Here is a 15,579-nt window from a genome sequence, read left to right on the forward strand (position 1 = left end):
GGAACATGTTTGAACGCTTGATCCGTTTCGCTATTGAGCAGCGCTGGCTGGTGCTGTTCGTCACCCTGGGCATGGCCGCCATCGGCGTCTACAACTATTCCCGGCTCGCCATCGACGCGGTGCCGGACATCACCAACGTCCAGGTCCAGATCAATGCCGGGGCGCCTGGGTACTCGCCGCTGGAGACCGAGCAGCGCATCACCTATCCGATAGAGACGGTGATGGCCGGCCTGCCGGGGTTGCAGCAGACGCGCTCGCTATCGCGCTACGGCCTGTCGCAGGTGACCGTCATCTTCAAGGACGGCACCGACATCTATTTCGCCCGCCAGCTGGTGAACCAGCGCCTGCAGGAAGCGAAGGAAAACTTGCCCGAAGGCGTGACGCCCATGATGGGGCCGATATCCTCGGGCCTGGGCGAGATCTACTTGTGGACGGTGGAGGCGCAGGACGATGCCAGGAAACCCGACGGCACACCCTACACCCCCATGGACCTGCGCGAGATCCAGGACTGGATCATCAAGCCGCAGCTGCGCAATATTCCCGGCGTCACCGAGATCAACGCCATCGGCGGCTATGCCAAGGAGTACCAGGTAGCGCCCAGCACCGAGAAGCTGGCCTCCTACGGACTGGCGCTGACCGACATCATGGCCGCGCTGGACAGGAACAACGCCAACACCGGTGCGGGCTACATCGAACGCAAGGGGGAGCAGTACCTGATCCGGGCGCCCGGGCAGGTCCGGTCCATGGACGACATCCGCGACGTGGTGCTGGCAACCGTGGAGGGCCAGGCGATCCGGATACGCGACGTGGCCGAGGTGTCCATCGGGCGCGAGCTGCGCACGGGGGCGGCTACCAGCAACGGCGAGGAAGTGGTGCTGGGCACGGTGTTCATGCTGATAGGCGAGAACAGCCGCGCGGTGTCCCAAGCCGTGTCCGTCAAGCTGGAAGCCATCAATAAAACGCTGCCGGCGGGCGTGCAGGCGGTGACGGTCTACGACCGCACCACCCTGATCGACAAGGCCATCGCCACCGTCAAGAAGAACCTGCTGGAAGGCGCGGCGCTGGTCATCGTCATCCTGTTCGTGTTCCTGGGGAACATCCGCGCGGCGCTGATCACGGCGATGATCATCCCGCTGTCCATGCTGTTCACCTTCACCGGCATGGTGACCTACAAGGTCAGCGCCAACCTGATGAGCCTGGGTGCGCTGGACTTCGGCATCATCGTCGACGGCGCGGTCGTCATCGTGGAGAACTGCGTGCGGCGCCTGAGCCACGCGCGGGCGCACCATGGCAGGCCGCTCACGCGCAGCGAACGCTTCCACGAGGTGTTCGCGGCCGCGCGCGAGGCCCGCAGGCCGCTGCTGTTCGGCCAGTTGATCATCATGGTCGTGTACCTGCCGATCTTCGCCCTGAGCGGGGTGGAAGGACGCATGTTCCATCCCATGGCGCTGACCGTGGTGCTGGCGCTGCTGGGGGCGATGATCCTGTCCGTGACCTTCGTGCCGGCCGCCGTGGCGCTGTTCATGGGGAACAACGTCTCCGAAAAGGAGAATCGCCTGATGGCCTGGGCCAAGCGCCGCTACGAGCCCCTGCTCGACGTCGCGCTGCGCCGCACGCCGCTGATCCTGGCGGGAGCAACCGTCTTGGTGGTGTTGAGCGGGGTGCTGGCGGCGCGCATGGGCAGCGAGTTCATCCCCAACCTGAACGAAGGCGACATGGCGATCCAGGCGCTGCGGATCCCGGGCACCAGCCTCACGCAGTCAGTCGAGATGCAGAAGCAACTGGAGACCAGGCTGAAGCAGAAGTTCCCGGAAATCGAGCGCGTGTTCGCCCGCACCGGCACGGCGGAGATCGCCTCCGATGCCATGCCGCCCAGCATTTCCGACGGCTACATCATGCTCAAGCCGATGGACCAGTGGCCCAGCCCCAGGAAGACCCGCGCCGAACTGCTGGCGGCGATCCAGGAGGAAGCCAGCCAGGTTCCCGGCAGCAACTATGAGTTCTCCCAGCCCATCCAGCTGCGCTTCAACGAGCTGATCTCGGGCGTGCGCAGCGACGTGGCGGTGAAGGTGTTCGGCGATGACAACGACGTGCTGAATCGTACGGCAGCAGAGATCGCCGAGGTCTTGCAGACGATACCGGGCGCTTCGGAAGTGAAAGTCGAGCAGACCACCGGGCTGCCGATGCTGACGGTCAACATCGACCGCGCCCGCGCCGCGCGTTACGGGCTGAGCATGGCGGACGTGCAGGACACGCTGGCCATCGCCGTGGGAGGTCGAGAGGCGGGGACCTTTTTTCAGGGAGACCGGCGCTTCGACATCGTGGTGCGTCTGCCCGAAACCGTGCGCGAGAACCTGTCCGCGTTGAAGAAGCTGCCCATTGCCCTGCCCAGGCAGGACGGGCAGGCGCAGGCCGCCTACATCCCGCTGAGCGAGGTCGCCACCTTCGATCTGGCGCCGGGCCCCAACCAGATCTCGCGCGAGGACGGCAAGCGCCGCATCGTGGTCAGCGCCAACGTGCGCGGCCGCGACCTGGGCACGTTCGTGTCCGAGGCCACCGTGGCCATCGGGCAAAAGGTGCAGGTGCCGGCGGGCTACTGGACCTCCTGGGGCGGCACCTTCGAGCAGTTGCAATCCGCGGCCAAGCGCCTGCAGATCGTGGTGCCGGCGGCGCTGGTGCTGGTGTTCGCGTTGCTGTTCGCGATGTTCGGCAACGTCAAGGACGGGTTGCTGGTGTTCACCGGTATCCCCTTCGCGCTGACCGGCGGCGTGATCGCCTTGTGGATGCGCGGCATACCGTTGTCCATAACCGCCGCGGTGGGCTTCATCGCGCTGTGCGGCGTAGCGGTGCTGAACGGCCTGGTGATGCTGTCGTTCATCAGCGGCCTGCGCGTGGAAGGCAAGTCCGTGGCCGAGGCCGTGCGTATCGGGGCGCTGACGCGCCTGCGTCCGGTGCTGATGACGGCGCTGGTGGCCTCGCTGGGCTTCGTGCCGATGGCGATCGCCACCGGCACGGGCGCCGAGGTCCAGCGTCCGCTGGCCACCGTGGTGATCGGCGGCATCATCTCTTCCACCATCCTCACGCTGCTGGTACTGCCGGCCCTTTACCGCCTGGCGCACAGGAACGACGACGCCGACGAACTTGAACTGTCGAAACCGGCCTTGGCCCGGGAGTAGGTCCGTTACGGAGGCGATCCGATGAATGCCAGACCCGATCTCGATATCGCTGTGCTGGGCGCAATCAGCCCGATACAGCTATCCGTCATCATTCCATTCCTCAACGAAATGGAGGTGCTGCCGGCCTGCCACGAACGCCTGCGGCGGGTCTTGAAGACGTTGGGGCTGTCCTACGAGATCGTGTTCGTCGACGACGGCAGCAGCGACGGCAGCGCCGAATACCTGCAGACCCTGCTGCGCGAGGAACGCGGCATCAAGCTGGTCAGGCTGAGCCGGAATTTCGGCAAGGAGGCCGCGATGACAGCAGGGATAGAACATGCGGCCGGAGCCGCGGTCATCATGCTGGATGCCGATCTGCAGGATCCGCCCGAGGCCATCCCCGCCATGGTGCGGGCCTGGAAAGAGGGCGCCGACGTCGTCAGCATGCGGCGGCGCAGCCGCGCGGGGGAAAGCGTCCTGAAGCGGTTTTCCGCCTATGCCTACTACAGGCTGCTGAGCCGCTTGAGCAAGGCCGCGATCCCGCCCGACACCGGCGATTTCCGGCTGATGAGCCGGCGCGCCGTGACGGCTTTGCTGCAGCTGCCCGAACGGTGCCGCTACATGAAGGGCCTGTACGCCTGGGTGGGCATGCCGACCCGGATCATCGATTACGACCGCGAGCCCCGCGCCGCTGGCGTCACCAAATGGAGCTACCTGGCGCTGTTCCGCCTGGCCATGGAAGGCATCACCTCGTTCTCCACCGCGCCCCTGCGCTGGGCGACGGGGCTGGGGGCGGCCGCGGCCCTGGGCGGCGCGGTCTTCGGCGCCGCCATCATCTTCAAGACCCTGATGTTCGGCGATGACGTCGCCGGCTACCCCTCGCTGATGGCGATGATGACCTTCATGGGCGGCGTGCAACTCATCACCATCGGTCTGTTGGGCGAGTACGTGGGCAAGACCTATATGGAAAGCAAGCAGCGGCCGGTCTATCTGGTGCGCGACGTGCAGCACAGCGGAGCGGCGGGCATGGCGGCATCGGGCCATGGGAGGGATGCGGCTTGCAGCTGAGCGCGCGGACCATGGCCGCCGGGCTGGCGGCGATACTGGGCGTGCGCCTCTTGGCGATGGTCCTGGTGCCATTCGCCGACACGTCCGAGCCGCGCTATGCGGAGATCGCCAGGCTGATGGCGGAAGCGGGCGACTGGATCACGCCCTGGTTCGCACCGGGCGTGCCGTTCTGGGGCAAGCCCCCATTGGGGTTCTGGGCCGAGGCGCTGTCGATCCGGTTGCTGGGGTTGAGCGAATTCAGCATCAGGCTGCCGTCGCTGCTGGCCACGGCGGCGACGCTTGCCATTCTTCATGCGCTGGGGCGCCGCCTGTTTACGCTACAGGCCGCCAGATGGACCGTGCTGGTGTACGCATCCATGTTCCTGCCCCTGGTCGCGGCCGGGGCAGTGTTGACCGATCCGTTCCTTGCCCTGGGCGTCACGCTGAGCATGGCGTCATTCATCCTGGCGCGCGGGCCGGCGGCGGGGTTCTGGCGCTACGGATTTTTCCTGGGACTGGCGATCGGCCTGTTGTCCAAGGGACCGCTGGCCGTGGTGTTGGTGGCGGGCGCCATCGTGCCCTGGATGCTCTGGCATGGGAACGTCCGGGCCAGCCTGCGGCGCCTGCCATGGGCAGCGGGAAGCGTGATGACGGCGGTCCTGGTGCTGCCCTGGTACGTGGCGGCGGAGATCAAGACGCCGGGCTTCATCCAGTATTTCATCGTAGGCGAGCACGTCCTGCGCTTCGTGGATCCGGGCTGGACCGGCGATCTCTACGGCTCGGCGCACAGCCGGCCCTACGGCGCCATCTGGCTGGACGGGATCGTGGCGTCGTTGCCTTGGGGAGTGTTTGGCGTCTGGCTGCTTGCCCGACGCTGGCGCGGGCCGGTGCGGCGGGCCGGCAGATGGCTGCGCCGGCCACGCTGGACCTATCTGTTGGCCTGGGGCGCGGCCACGCCGCTCTTCTTCACCCTGTCGGGCAACATCCTGTGGACCTACGCGCTGCCGGCCTTGCCGCCGCTGGCCTTGGCGATAGGCGCATGCCTGAGCCGCGCCCGCGCCCTGGCGCCAGCCCGCGTGGCGACGGCCTGCATGGCGTTGGGGCCGATTGCGGTGATTGTTTTCTGCGGCTTGCTGCTGGCCAAGCCGGAGCGGCTCAAAACGGAAAAACACCTTGTCGCCCGGGCCGATGCGCTGATGGCGCCCGGCGAAAAGCTCTACTTCGTCGACAGCCTGCCGTTCTCGGCGCGCTACTACTCGCGGGGCGCGGCCGCACGGGTGCCGCTGGAAGGCTTGGAGGCCGTATTGCCCAAGGACGGCAGGGTATTCCTGGCAGTGGAAAAAGCGGATCTGCGGCGGGTGCGCGAGCAGACGGGAGTGGAGCTTGAGCCGGTCTACACCAGCCGGCGCTACGTCTTGGTGATCGCCGGTACGCCGGCAGATCGCCGCCGGAGGCCGGCGGCGATGGCTTTATCGTCAAGGGCCGGGCCTGGATCCGGGCCCGGCCAGACTCAGAAGCCCACGGCCTGACCGTCGCGGCGCGAGTCGGACGCCGCCACGTAGCCGCCTTGCGGCAGGCGGCAGATCAGCTGCGCCGAACCGAATTCCAGGCTGTCGGCGGGCGCCACGGCGACGTTGTGGCCGCGTGCGCGCAGCGCGTCGACCACGTCCGCCGGCAAGTGCGATTCCACATTGACCACCGGGCCTTTTTCCACGCGGAAGCGCGGCGCGTCGCTCATGGCCTGCGGGTTCTGGCCGAACGCCGCCAGGCGCGTGACCATTTGCAGATGACCCTGGGCCTGCATCGATCCGCCCATCACGCCGAACGACATCAGCGGCTGGCCGCCGCGCGTGACGAAGGCGGGGATGATGGTGTGCATCGGCTTCTTGCGCGGCGCGACCTGATTGGCGTGGCCGGGCGTCAACACGAAGTTCAGGCCGCGGTTGTGCAGGCTGATGCCGGTGTCGGGCACCACCACGCCGGAACCGAAGCCGTGGTAGTTGGACTGGATGAAGGACACCATGGTGCCGCTGGCGTCGGCCGCCGTCAGGTACACGGTGCCGCCGGTGGCGGGCGTGCCCGCGACCGGCACGCTGGCGCGGTCCATGGAAATCTGGCGCGCGCGCTCGGCCAGGTAGCTGCGGTCCAGCAGGGCGGCGGCGCTGGTGCGCATGTGGCGCGGATCGGCGACGTGGTGGTGCAGGTCCGCGAACGCCAGCTTCATCGCTTCGATGCTGACGTGGTAGTAGTCCGCGCTGTCGCGGCCCATGCTTTCCAGGTCGAACTGTTCCAGCATGCCCAGCGCCATCAGCGCCGAGATGCCCTGGCCGCTGGGCGGGATCTCGTGCAGTTCGTAGCCGCGGAACGATTGCGAGATTGGCGTGACCCATTCGGGACGGTGCTCCGCCAGGTCCTCGGCACTGAGCGCGCCGCCGGTCTGGCGCGCGAAGTCGGCGATCTTGCGGGCGAGCTCGCCGCGGTAGAAGCTCTCGCCGCCGCTTTCGGCGATGGCGCGCAGCGTCTTGCCCTGCGCGGGAAAGCGCCACCATTCGCCGGCCTGCGGTGCACGGCCCTCGGGCAGGAAGGCGGCGGCAAAGCCTGGCTCCTGCGCCAGCTTGGGTGCTTGCGTGGCCCACTGGCGGGCGATGGTGGGCGATACCGCGAACCCTTCCTCGGCATAGGCGATGGCGGGTTCGAACAACTGCGCGAAAGGCAGCTTGCCGAAGCGCTCCGACAGCGCCTTCCATCCCGCGACCTGGCCCGGCACGGTCACCGTGCCCCAGCCGGTGCCGGGCATGGCGTCGCGGCCGGCGAAGTACTCCGGCGTCCACGCGGCGGGCGCGCAGCCGCTGGAGTTCAGACCGTGCAGCTGGCCGTCATGCCAGACCAGCGCGAACATGTCGCCGCCGATGCCGTTCATGACGGGTTCGACCACTGTCAGCGCGATGGCGGTGGCGATGGCGTTGTCCACGGCGTTGCCGCCGGCCAGCAGCATGCGCAGCCCGGCTTGGGCCGCCAGCGGCTGGCTGGTGGCGACCGCGTTGGCGGCCAGGACCGGCATCTTCCGGGATGCGTAGGGGAAAGACCAATCGAAGGGTAAGGACATGGAAACGGGGAACTCGTAGTGAAAATTACTGCGGCGTGATGCCGGCCTGATCGATCAGCTGCTTGGTGCGCGGGATTTCGGCCTTGATGAAGGCGGCGAACTCCTCGCGGCTGCCGCCGCGGGGCTCCGCGCCAGCTTCCGCGAGCTTACTGCGCAGCGCCGGATCGGCAAGCACTTTGTTGACGGCGCGGTTGAGCTTGTCGAGCACCGGAGCGGGCGTGCCTTCGGGCGCGACCAGACCGTACCACGGCGCGATGTCGTAGCCGGCGTAGCCCTGTTCCGCGATCGTGGGAATCTCGGGCGCCAGCGCCGAGCGCTTGGCGTTGGACATGCCCAGCGCCAGCAGCGCGCCGCTCTTGGCCTGGGGCAGGCCGGTCATGATGGTGTCGAAGTACATCGAGACCTGGCCGCTGAGCAGCGCGGGGATGGCTTCGCCGGCGCCCTTGTACGGCACGTGCAGGATGTCGATGCCGGCCACGGACTTGAGCATTTCGCCCGCCATGTGCGAAGTCGTGCCGGTGCCGAACGAGGCGTAGGTCAGTTTGCCCGGGTTGGCGCGGGCGTAGGCCACCATTTCCGGCAAGGTCTTGAACGGCTGCGACGGATTGGCCAGCAGGATGTTGGGGGTGTACGCCACCATGGATACCAGCGCGAAGGCGTCGGGGTCGTAGGACAGGCGCTTTTGCAGGAAGCGGTTGGTCACGATGGCGGCGGGGCCGCCCATCAACAGCGTGTAGCCGTCGGGCGTTGCGCGTGCCACCGAAGCGCTGCCGATAGCAGCCGCGGCGCCCGGACGGGCTTCGACGACGAAGGGCTGGCCCAGTTCCGTCGACAGCGCGGCGCCCAGCTGGCGCGAAATCAGGTCGGTGGCGGAACCGGCCTGGAAGGGCACGACGATGCGCACCGGATGCTGCGGCCAGTCGGTCGCCTGGGCGCCCGCTTGGGCGGCAAAGGCCACGGCGGCGGCGCCTGCCAGCGCCCGGATGAAACGAAACTTCATGAATTCCCCTTGATCGCGTTATGGAGTGCGTGCAGGGATTAGACGCAAGCGGGCGCTGCAAGACCATTAGGATTTGCATCCATGGATCACTGGATCCAATTTGTGTTATTTTTGCGGTTATCTATCATGGCGGCTTTCGTGGGCCTATCCGTCGGCCCTAGCCCCGGGACTCCAATGCTGCAATTCCAAAAGACAGCCATCAGCGCCGAAGACGAGGCCTACCTGCATCTGCAGCGCGAAATCCGCCTGGGCCGCTACGCGCCCGGCCAGCGCCTGGTGCCCGAGGTGGTCGCGGCCGAAATCGGTACCAGCCGCATGCCGGTACGCGGCGCGCTGCGCCGGCTGGCCTCGGAAGGATTGGTCGAGATCCGCGCCAACCGCGGCGCGGTGGTGCGCGGCCTGAATCAGCAGGAAATGCTGGAAGTGTTCGAAATGCGGTCCGTGCTGGAAGGCCTGGCCATGCGTAACGCGGTGCTGCACATGGGCGCCGAGCACATCCGCCGCCTGTCGCTGCTGCTGGAACAGCTGGAGCAGGGGCCGGGCGAACACCTGGACTGGATCACGGCGCATCGCGAATTCCACGAATACCTGTGCAGCTTCTGCCAGCAGCCGCGCCTGCTACGCCAGATCTCGGAGCTGCATTCCGTCGTCGAACCCTATATGCGCCTGTGGGTGGCCCAGCCCGGCCGCGTCCTGCGCGTGCGCGAATCGCACCAGGAATTGATCGCCGAGTTGCAGACGCGCGACCCGGCGCGTTGCGAAGCGGCCATGCGCCAGCATGTGCTGAACACGGTGCCCGCCCTGCAGGCGTTTCTGGAGCAGGCGGCCTAGGACGCGCGGCTTTGCTCTAGACTGGCGTCATCCTCTACGCGCCCGTCCCGCCATGACCGCATCCGCCGATCTCATCCGCCGCCTGGACCTGCTGCCGCACCCCGAAGGCGGCTACTACCGCGAAACCTATCGCGCCGCCGATGCCGTGACGCGCGGCGACGGCGCGCGCCGCTCGGCCAGCACCGCCATCTACTACCTGCTATGCGACGGCGCCTGGTCGACCTGGCACCGCATCCGGTCCGACGAACTCTGGCATTTCCATGCGGGCGGGGCGCTGCTTGTCCATGTGCTGGCGCCGGACGGCGCTTACCGCTGCCTGCGGCTGGGCGACGCGCTGAAGGACCCTGAGGCCGCGTTCCAGGCGGTCGTGCCGGCCGGCAGCTGGTTCGCGGCAGAATTGGCCGACCCCGCCGGCTATGCGCTGGCCGGCTGCACGGTGGCGCCTGGCTTCGAGTTCAGCGAGTTCGAGTTGGCCGACGCCGCCGACCTGCAACGGCTGTACCCCGCGCAGGCCGGGCTGATCGCGCGCCTGGCCCGCTAGTCGGCGCCCTGTGCTTGCGGTTTTTTCCTGCGGGTGAACTTGGCCTCGCTTGCCAGTACGCCCGCCACGATCAGGCCGGCGCCTACCAACGCCAGCGCCGGGAGCCGGTCGCCGGCCAGGCGTCCCACGATGCCGCCCCACACAGGCTCGCCGGCATAGATGACGGTGGCCCGGGTTGGAGACACCGACTTCTGCGCCCAGTTCATGGTCAGCTGGATGATGGCGCTGGCCAGTCCCAGGCCGATGGCCGCGCCCGCCCACAGCCATGAGAATTCGGGCACCGCCTCGCCCATCACGGGCATCAGCGCGAACGACACCAGGCCTGCCGTCAACAACTGCACGAAGGTGACGCGGCGGCTGTCGACCTTCTTGGCATAGTGGCCGATCAGGATGATCTCCGCGGCGATCGCCGCGGCCCCGGCAAGCGTCGCCGCTTCGCCCACGCTGAAATTCAGCGCGCCCGCCTGCGGACCCGCCAGCAGGATCAGGCCCGCGAAGGCCAGCGCCACGCCCACCCAGCTCATCAGGCCTGGCGGCTTCTTCAGCACGGCCCATTGCAGCAGCGGCACGATGGGCACGTACATCGCCGTGATGAAGGCGGACTGGCTGCTGGTGATGGTCTGCAAGCCGTAGGTCTGCAGGAAGTAGCCCAGGAACAGGGCGCAGCCGATGGCGATGCCGGCGCCGACCTCCTGGCGGGTGATCGCAGCCATGTGCTTGCGGAACATCAGCAGCGCCATCAGGCCGGCGATGGTGAAACGCACGCCCACGAAGAACAGCGGTCCGCTGTGCTGCATGGCGATGTGGATGATGAGGAAGGTGCTGCCCCACAGCATGGTGACCAGCACCAGCGCGATTTCCTGGCGGGACAGGGCGAACATCGAGGTCTTGGACTTCACGGTCTGCTTCGGGCGCGACGAAATGGCGAGCACTATACAGCGCTTCGGTGACCGCTCACCGAACAGATTCCCCGATTCCGGGCGGAGCAGGCATATAGCCAGGAGTAATATGACGCGTCCGGCGTCGTCAGGCCGCCGGAGACGACAAGCCGGTGCACGCCTCGTTCTTCCCGCTCCCGCCGCGCCTTTTTGGGCGGCGCTGGCGAACCTGGGCGCGCCAAGCGGCCACAAGAAGATATCGAGGAGAAGCGCAAGTGGAGAAGCAAGAGTCGGGCGGCTGGTATTTCGGCTGGAACATCGTAGGCGCCGCTACGGTACTCACCCTGTTGACGGTCGGCCTGCGCATGGGGGTCGGGCCGTTCTTCCTGCCCATCGCCGACGCCCTGGGCTTCACGCGCAGTACGCTGTCCGGCATCGTCGCGATCGGCATGCTCTGCTATGGGCTGGCCATGCCGGTAGCAGGTTATCTGGTCGGCACGCGCGGCACCCGCTTCGTGCTGCTGACCGGCACCGCCATCGTCGTGTTGTCGATCATCTGGACGGTCTACGCGCGCGGCCCCATCGAATTCCTGCTGTCCTTCGGCGTGGCGCTGTCCATCGGCCTGGGCTTCACCAGCCCGGTAGCGTTGACGCCGGTGATCAGCCGCTGGTTCACGCGCCAGCGCGGCATGGCGCTGTTCTTCCTGTCCACCGGTTCCATGGCCGGCATCGCGCTGATGACGCCGACCCTGACCTTCGCGATCTCGGCCGTGGGCTGGCAGGAAACGCTGCTGGGCTTCGCCGCGCTGTTCGCGCTGCTGACCGTGCCGATGGCGCTCTTCGTCATGCGCGATGAAGCGCCGGAGCACACCGACCTGCTGCCGCACCAGATCATCGACAAGGCGGGACCGGCCAAAGCTGCGGCGAAGCAGCCGGCGCCCAATGTGCGCGCGGCGCTGAACTCGCTGCCGTTCTGGCAGGTGGCGCTGGGCCTGTTCGCCTGTGGTTTCAGCATGAACCTGCTGGGCACGCACGGCGTGCCCATGCTGATGGACCATGGCTTTGACGCCACCACCAGTTCGCTGGGCATCGGCCTGATCGGCCTGGTCGCCATCTTCAGCACCCTGGTGCTGGGGCGCATGTCCGACCAGGTCGAACGGCGCGCCATCCTGGCCGCGATCTATCTCGTGCGCGGGCTGGGTTTCTTCGCGCTGGTCATGGTGGGCGCGCATTGGGAACTGTACGCCGCGGCCACCCTGGGCGGCATCGCGTGGGCTGGCAGCATCGCCCTGTCGTCGGCCATTCTTGCGGACGTCTACGGCGTGCGGCTGGTGGGCGTGCTTTATGGACTGGTCTACCTGGGCCACCAGGTTGGCGGCATGATCAGCTCATGGCTGGGCGGCTGGGCCTATGAGACCTTCGGCACGCATTGGGTGGCCTTCGGGGCAGCGGGCGCGCTGCTGTTGGCGGCGGCCCTGATTTCCTTGCGCCTGCCGGCGCGGGGCCTGCCGCGCGCGGTAGCGGTGGCCGGCCGTTGATCCCCGCGGACTGTGGGCGATGCCGTCCGCAGCGTTTGCCATCGCATCCGTGACGCCGGATGCGATGGTCTCCAGGACCGTCCTAGCGGTCCTTCAGCAGCGATACCAGTTCCGGCACGTAGCGGTCGCCGCCGCCCTGAGTGACGGCCTGGTCGAACGTGTGCTGCACGGCCGCGCCGATTTCCCGTACCGCGCCCGTTTCCGCGGCCATGGTGTTGTAGTAGGACAAATCCTTCTGCGCATTCGACATGAAGAACCGCAGCGAGGACGGATCCTGTTCCAGCAGGTAAGGCTTGATGCGTTCCAGCGCCACGCCGCCGCCGCCGCCCTTGGCCAGCACGTCGGCGAACACCGCCGGATCGATCTCCGCGCGCAGCGCGCAAGCTGCGGCTTCCGACAGCAGCGCGACCACGCCCAGCGACACGTAGTTGTGCAGCAGCTTCATGCGATGGCCGGCGCCGATCGGGCCGGCGTGCGTGATGTTCTCGGCGAAGCAGGCCAGCAGCGGCTTGCATTCCTCGAACAGCGCGGCGTCGCCGCCCACCAGCAGATTGAGCCGGCCCTCGGCGGCTTCCTTGGGGGTGCGCGTCATCGGCGCATCGAGGAAGCGGCCGCCGGATTCCGTTACGGCCTGCGCCACCTTGACGGTGGAAGAGGGGATCGCCGTCGAGCAATCGATGATCACCGTACCGGGACGCAAGCCCGCCAGCACGCCGCCCTCGGACAGCAGCACGGCCTCGACCTGCGGGCTGCCGGTAACGCAGAGGATGATCACGTCAGACTGGGCCGCCAGCGTGGCGCCATCGGTCACGCTGGTTGCGCCCGCGGCCTTCAGCGCGTCCAGGGGCTGATTGCCCGGGTGCTCAAGCACGGTCAGCGCGTGCCCGTGCTTGACCAGATTGCTTGCAATGCCATGGCCCATGAGGCCGATACCAACCATGCCGACTTTCGCCATCTTCCACTGCTCCTGCCATGTAGGGGTTTGTTATGGCGTAAATCTTACTCTGACTTGCGGATCGTCCGCGCCGCGATCACAGGTCTGCGGATAGCGGTGCCGGCAGCAGACTTCTTTGCGATACTCGAGGTATTCCGCGTGAAAAAACCAGGCTTGAGCATGACAGACTCCATTCCTTCCGGTTTCGCGCCTTGGCGCCCCAGCAGCCCCTTCATGGAACATCTGGCCGACCTCGGCGCGCTCTACAAGCGCGATGCCGATTGCGTCCTGGCCCTGCGCGTGGGGATGGCGCACACCAATATGCACGCCATCGCCCACGGCGGCCTGCTCGCCACGCTGGCCGACAGCGCGCTGGGCCATACCATCGCCGAGCAGGCGCAGGCCTCGGTGGTCACGGTGCAGATGTCGGTGGAATACTTGAACCCGGTCAAGCCCGGGGACTGGCTCGAAGCCCATGTCCGCATCGACAAGCAGGGCCGCCGTCTGATCTACGCCACCTGCCTGCTGCAGGTCGAAGGCCGCGTCATGCTCAAGGCCAACGCGGTCTTCGCGGTGCGCGCCGCGCCCGCGCCGGCTTCCGACGGTTGAGCTTCCTGCGGGTCTACAAGTAAGGTGTAGCCAGCCAGATCACCTTGTTGCGCAGGCGCTTGGCGAACGGCGCGCGCAGCAGGTTCTCCAGCGTCTCGCGCTGGCCCTGCGCGATCAAGCCGTCGACCCGCGCGCCGATCCAGCTCGCCACGCCGGGATCGTAGATTTCAGTATCCAGCTCGAAGTTCAGCCGCAGGCTGCGCGGATCCAGGTTGGACGAACCCACATAGGCCCACGCGTCGTCCACCGTCATCAGCTTGGAGTGGTCGAACGCGCCATGCGAACGCCAGACCCGGCAGCCCGTGCGCACCACCTGGTCCAGCTGGGCCGTCATCGCGTAGTCCACCAGCCGCAGGTTGTTCTTCCCGGGAATCACGATGTCCACCACCACGCCGCGCCGCGCGGCCGTGGCCAGCGCGCCGATCAGCGTCTGGTCCGGCAGGAAGTAGGGCGACTGGATGCGCACGTGGCGCTGCGCCACCGCCAGCGCGCCCAGCAGCATGTTGTGCGTGCTGCCCAGCGCGCGGTCCGGGCCGGACGGCACGCAGCGCATCGGCACGTCGCCCGTCGGCGGCAAGGCCTCGGGATCGAACCAGGGCCTGGCCGGCAGGGATTCGTGCGTCGTGAAGTTCCAGTCGTGCGCAAACACCGACATCAGCTGCGTCACGATCGGTCCTTCCACCCGGAAGTGCGTATCGCGGTTGGTGCCATCGCCCGCCAGCGCGCTGACGAAGGCCGCGCGCACGTTCATTCCGCCGGTAAAGCCCAGGCGTCCGTCCACCACCAGCACCTTGCGGTGGCTGCGCAGGTTGGCATAGGGCATGCGCAGCACCCCCAGCGGATTGGTCATGAAGCGCGCTACCGGCACCCCGCCGCGCGACAGCATGCGCACGATGGGCGGCCGCGAATACTTGGAACCGATGGCGTCGATCAGCACCCGCACCTCGACCCCGCGCTCGCGCGCCTCGATCAGCGCCTGCGCCATCTCCCGCCCGATCGCGTCGTTGTCGAAGATATAGCTCTGCATCGCCACCGCGTGGCGCGCTTCGCGGATCGCCTGCAGCATCGCCGGATAGGCCTCGTCACCGCCGGCCAGCGGCCGCACCGCGTTGCCGCCCAGCAGGCGGAAGCGGCTGACGCGGTCGCCCAGCACCTTCAGCGACGCGAACTGCTGGCCCGAGATCGGCGCCACGTCCACCGGCGCAGTCTCGACCTGCTCCGCATCCACCACCATCGCCTCATCGCGCTGCTGCGACAGCCGAGTCTTGCGGATCCGGTTGATGCCCGCCACGAAATAGAACAACGCGCCGAACAGCGGCGAAAACAGCGCCACCCCCACCCAGCCTATGGCCGCCCGCACGTCCTGTTTGGTCATCGCGGCATGCACCGCCGCGCCCGTTCCGGCCACGATGCTGATGGCAAACACCAGATGGGGCCAGTAATCGATCAAGATTGCGTGTATGCGGTCCATGGCGATGGCGTAAGCGCGGCCTCCGTAGATGATCAATGGCGAAGGATAGCAAGGTGGCCCGCGCTGGCAAGTGGGGCGGCAGGGCCGGTTTCACACGGATTAAAAAAACGTGCTAGAATTCGGCCTCTTCGTTGTTGAGCAGCTTTCAAAAGCAGCGCGGCAAGGAAGAAAAGCAGTATCAGAGGTGGCTGTAGCTCAGTTGGTAGAGTCCCGGATTGTGATTCCGGTTGTCGTGGGTTCGAGCCCCATCAGCCACCCCAAAGAATTCAATGAAGATAAGGCACTTTCGCGAAAGCGAAGTGCCTTTTTTCATTTGCTGGCGCTTTACGCTTTCGGCGCATCTTGTGCTTCGCTTGCTCCGCAAGCGCGGGCTGAATTCCAGTCAAGAAAAAGCCATCCGGAGATGGCTTCTACGACTACCCGCAAGGCGAGGCCCCGAGACTTTCCATCCTGTCTCTTATACACATCT

At 67.0% G+C, this 15,579-nt stretch carries 12 protein-coding genes and 1 tRNA gene; 8 read left to right on the plus strand and 5 right to left on the minus strand.

Features of this window, described 5'->3' with window-relative positions; genetic code table 11:
• Window positions 1-5 precede the first annotated feature (5 nt).
• Genes DXK93_RS05580 through DXK93_RS05590 form a run of 3 tightly spaced genes read left to right on the plus strand, consistent with a single transcriptional unit; the run spans window position 6 to window position 5,731 of the window.
• Complete coding sequence (locus tag DXK93_RS05580; RefSeq protein ID WP_119449591.1) at window positions 6-3,176, plus strand: CusA/CzcA family heavy metal efflux RND transporter; 3,171 nt, start codon at window positions 6-8, stop codon at window positions 3,174-3,176.
• A gap of 21 nt (window positions 3,177-3,197) precedes the next feature.
• Window positions 3,198-4,223: a glycosyltransferase family 2 protein gene (locus DXK93_RS05585; protein WP_119449592.1), complete on the plus strand. Its 1,026-nt coding sequence runs from the start codon at window positions 3,198-3,200 to the stop codon at window positions 4,221-4,223.
• On the plus strand, window positions 4,214-5,731 hold the full coding sequence (locus tag DXK93_RS05590) for a glycosyltransferase family 39 protein (RefSeq protein ID WP_119449593.1): 1,518 nt from the start codon (window positions 4,214-4,216) through the stop codon (window positions 5,729-5,731). The genes DXK93_RS05585 and DXK93_RS05590 overlap by 10 nt, the downstream gene beginning before the upstream one ends.
• Here the strand turns inward: DXK93_RS05590 and ggt are convergent.
• Both ggt and DXK93_RS05600 read right to left on the minus strand, forming a co-directional pair.
• A complete protein-coding gene (gene ggt / locus DXK93_RS05595; RefSeq protein WP_119449594.1) occupies window positions 5,713-7,308 on the minus strand; it encodes a gamma-glutamyltransferase in 1,596 nt (531 codons plus the stop codon). The genes DXK93_RS05590 and ggt overlap by 19 nt on opposite strands.
• 25 nt (window positions 7,309-7,333) lie before the next feature.
• Window positions 7,334-8,308 (minus strand): tripartite tricarboxylate transporter substrate binding protein, encoded by a 975-nt coding sequence (locus DXK93_RS05600; protein WP_054453478.1) that lies wholly within the window; start codon window positions 8,306-8,308, stop codon window positions 7,334-7,336.
• Between the two features lie 174 nt (window positions 8,309-8,482).
• Here DXK93_RS05600 and DXK93_RS05605 point away from each other — a divergent pair, with 174 nt between their 5' ends.
• Together DXK93_RS05605 and DXK93_RS05610 are read left to right on the plus strand one after the other, a co-directional pair.
• A complete protein-coding gene (locus tag DXK93_RS05605) occupies window positions 8,483-9,139 on the plus strand; it encodes a GntR family transcriptional regulator (RefSeq protein WP_119449595.1) in 657 nt (218 codons plus the stop codon).
• A gap of 52 nt (window positions 9,140-9,191) precedes the next feature.
• Window positions 9,192-9,680 carry a cupin domain-containing protein gene (locus tag DXK93_RS05610; protein ID WP_054453474.1) on the plus strand — a complete coding sequence of 163 codons (489 nt, stop codon included), beginning with the start codon at window positions 9,192-9,194 and terminating at the stop codon, window positions 9,678-9,680.
• Here DXK93_RS05610 and DXK93_RS05615 read toward each other — a convergent pair.
• Entirely contained in the window at window positions 9,677-10,561 is an 885-nt protein-coding gene (locus DXK93_RS05615; RefSeq protein WP_119449606.1) for a DMT family transporter, read from the minus strand. The two genes, DXK93_RS05610 and DXK93_RS05615, sit on opposite strands and share 4 nt — an antisense overlap.
• Window positions 10,562-10,833: 272 nt before the next feature.
• On the opposite strand from DXK93_RS05615, the gene DXK93_RS05620 reads away from it, so the two are divergent.
• Entirely contained in the window at window positions 10,834-12,096 is a 1,263-nt protein-coding gene (locus tag DXK93_RS05620; RefSeq protein ID WP_054453472.1) for an MFS transporter, read from the plus strand.
• A gap of 82 nt (window positions 12,097-12,178) precedes the next feature.
• Here the strand turns inward: DXK93_RS05620 and DXK93_RS05625 are convergent, their stop codons facing one another.
• Window positions 12,179-13,051 (minus strand): NAD(P)-dependent oxidoreductase, encoded by an 873-nt coding sequence (locus DXK93_RS05625; RefSeq protein ID WP_119449596.1) that lies wholly within the window; start codon window positions 13,049-13,051, stop codon window positions 12,179-12,181.
• A gap of 159 nt (window positions 13,052-13,210) precedes the next feature.
• Between DXK93_RS05625 and DXK93_RS05630 the strand changes: the two genes are divergently transcribed.
• Window positions 13,211-13,639: a PaaI family thioesterase gene (locus DXK93_RS05630; protein ID WP_054453468.1), complete on the plus strand. Its 429-nt coding sequence runs from the start codon at window positions 13,211-13,213 to the stop codon at window positions 13,637-13,639.
• Window positions 13,640-13,652: 13 nt separating this feature from the next.
• Here DXK93_RS05630 and cls read toward each other — a convergent pair whose 3' ends face one another.
• A complete protein-coding gene (gene cls / locus DXK93_RS05635) occupies window positions 13,653-15,110 on the minus strand; it encodes a cardiolipin synthase (RefSeq protein ID WP_119449607.1) in 1,458 nt (485 codons plus the stop codon).
• Window positions 15,111-15,294: 184 nt separating this feature from the next.
• Between cls and DXK93_RS05640 the strand changes: the two genes are divergently transcribed.
• Window positions 15,295-15,370: transfer RNA gene (locus tag DXK93_RS05640), tRNA-His, on the plus strand.
• The last annotated feature ends 209 nt before the right edge of the window (window positions 15,371-15,579 follow it).

Source organism: Achromobacter sp. K91, from assembly GCF_003576205.1.
Lineage (GTDB): Bacteria > Pseudomonadota > Gammaproteobacteria > Burkholderiales > Burkholderiaceae_B > Achromobacter > Achromobacter aegrifaciens.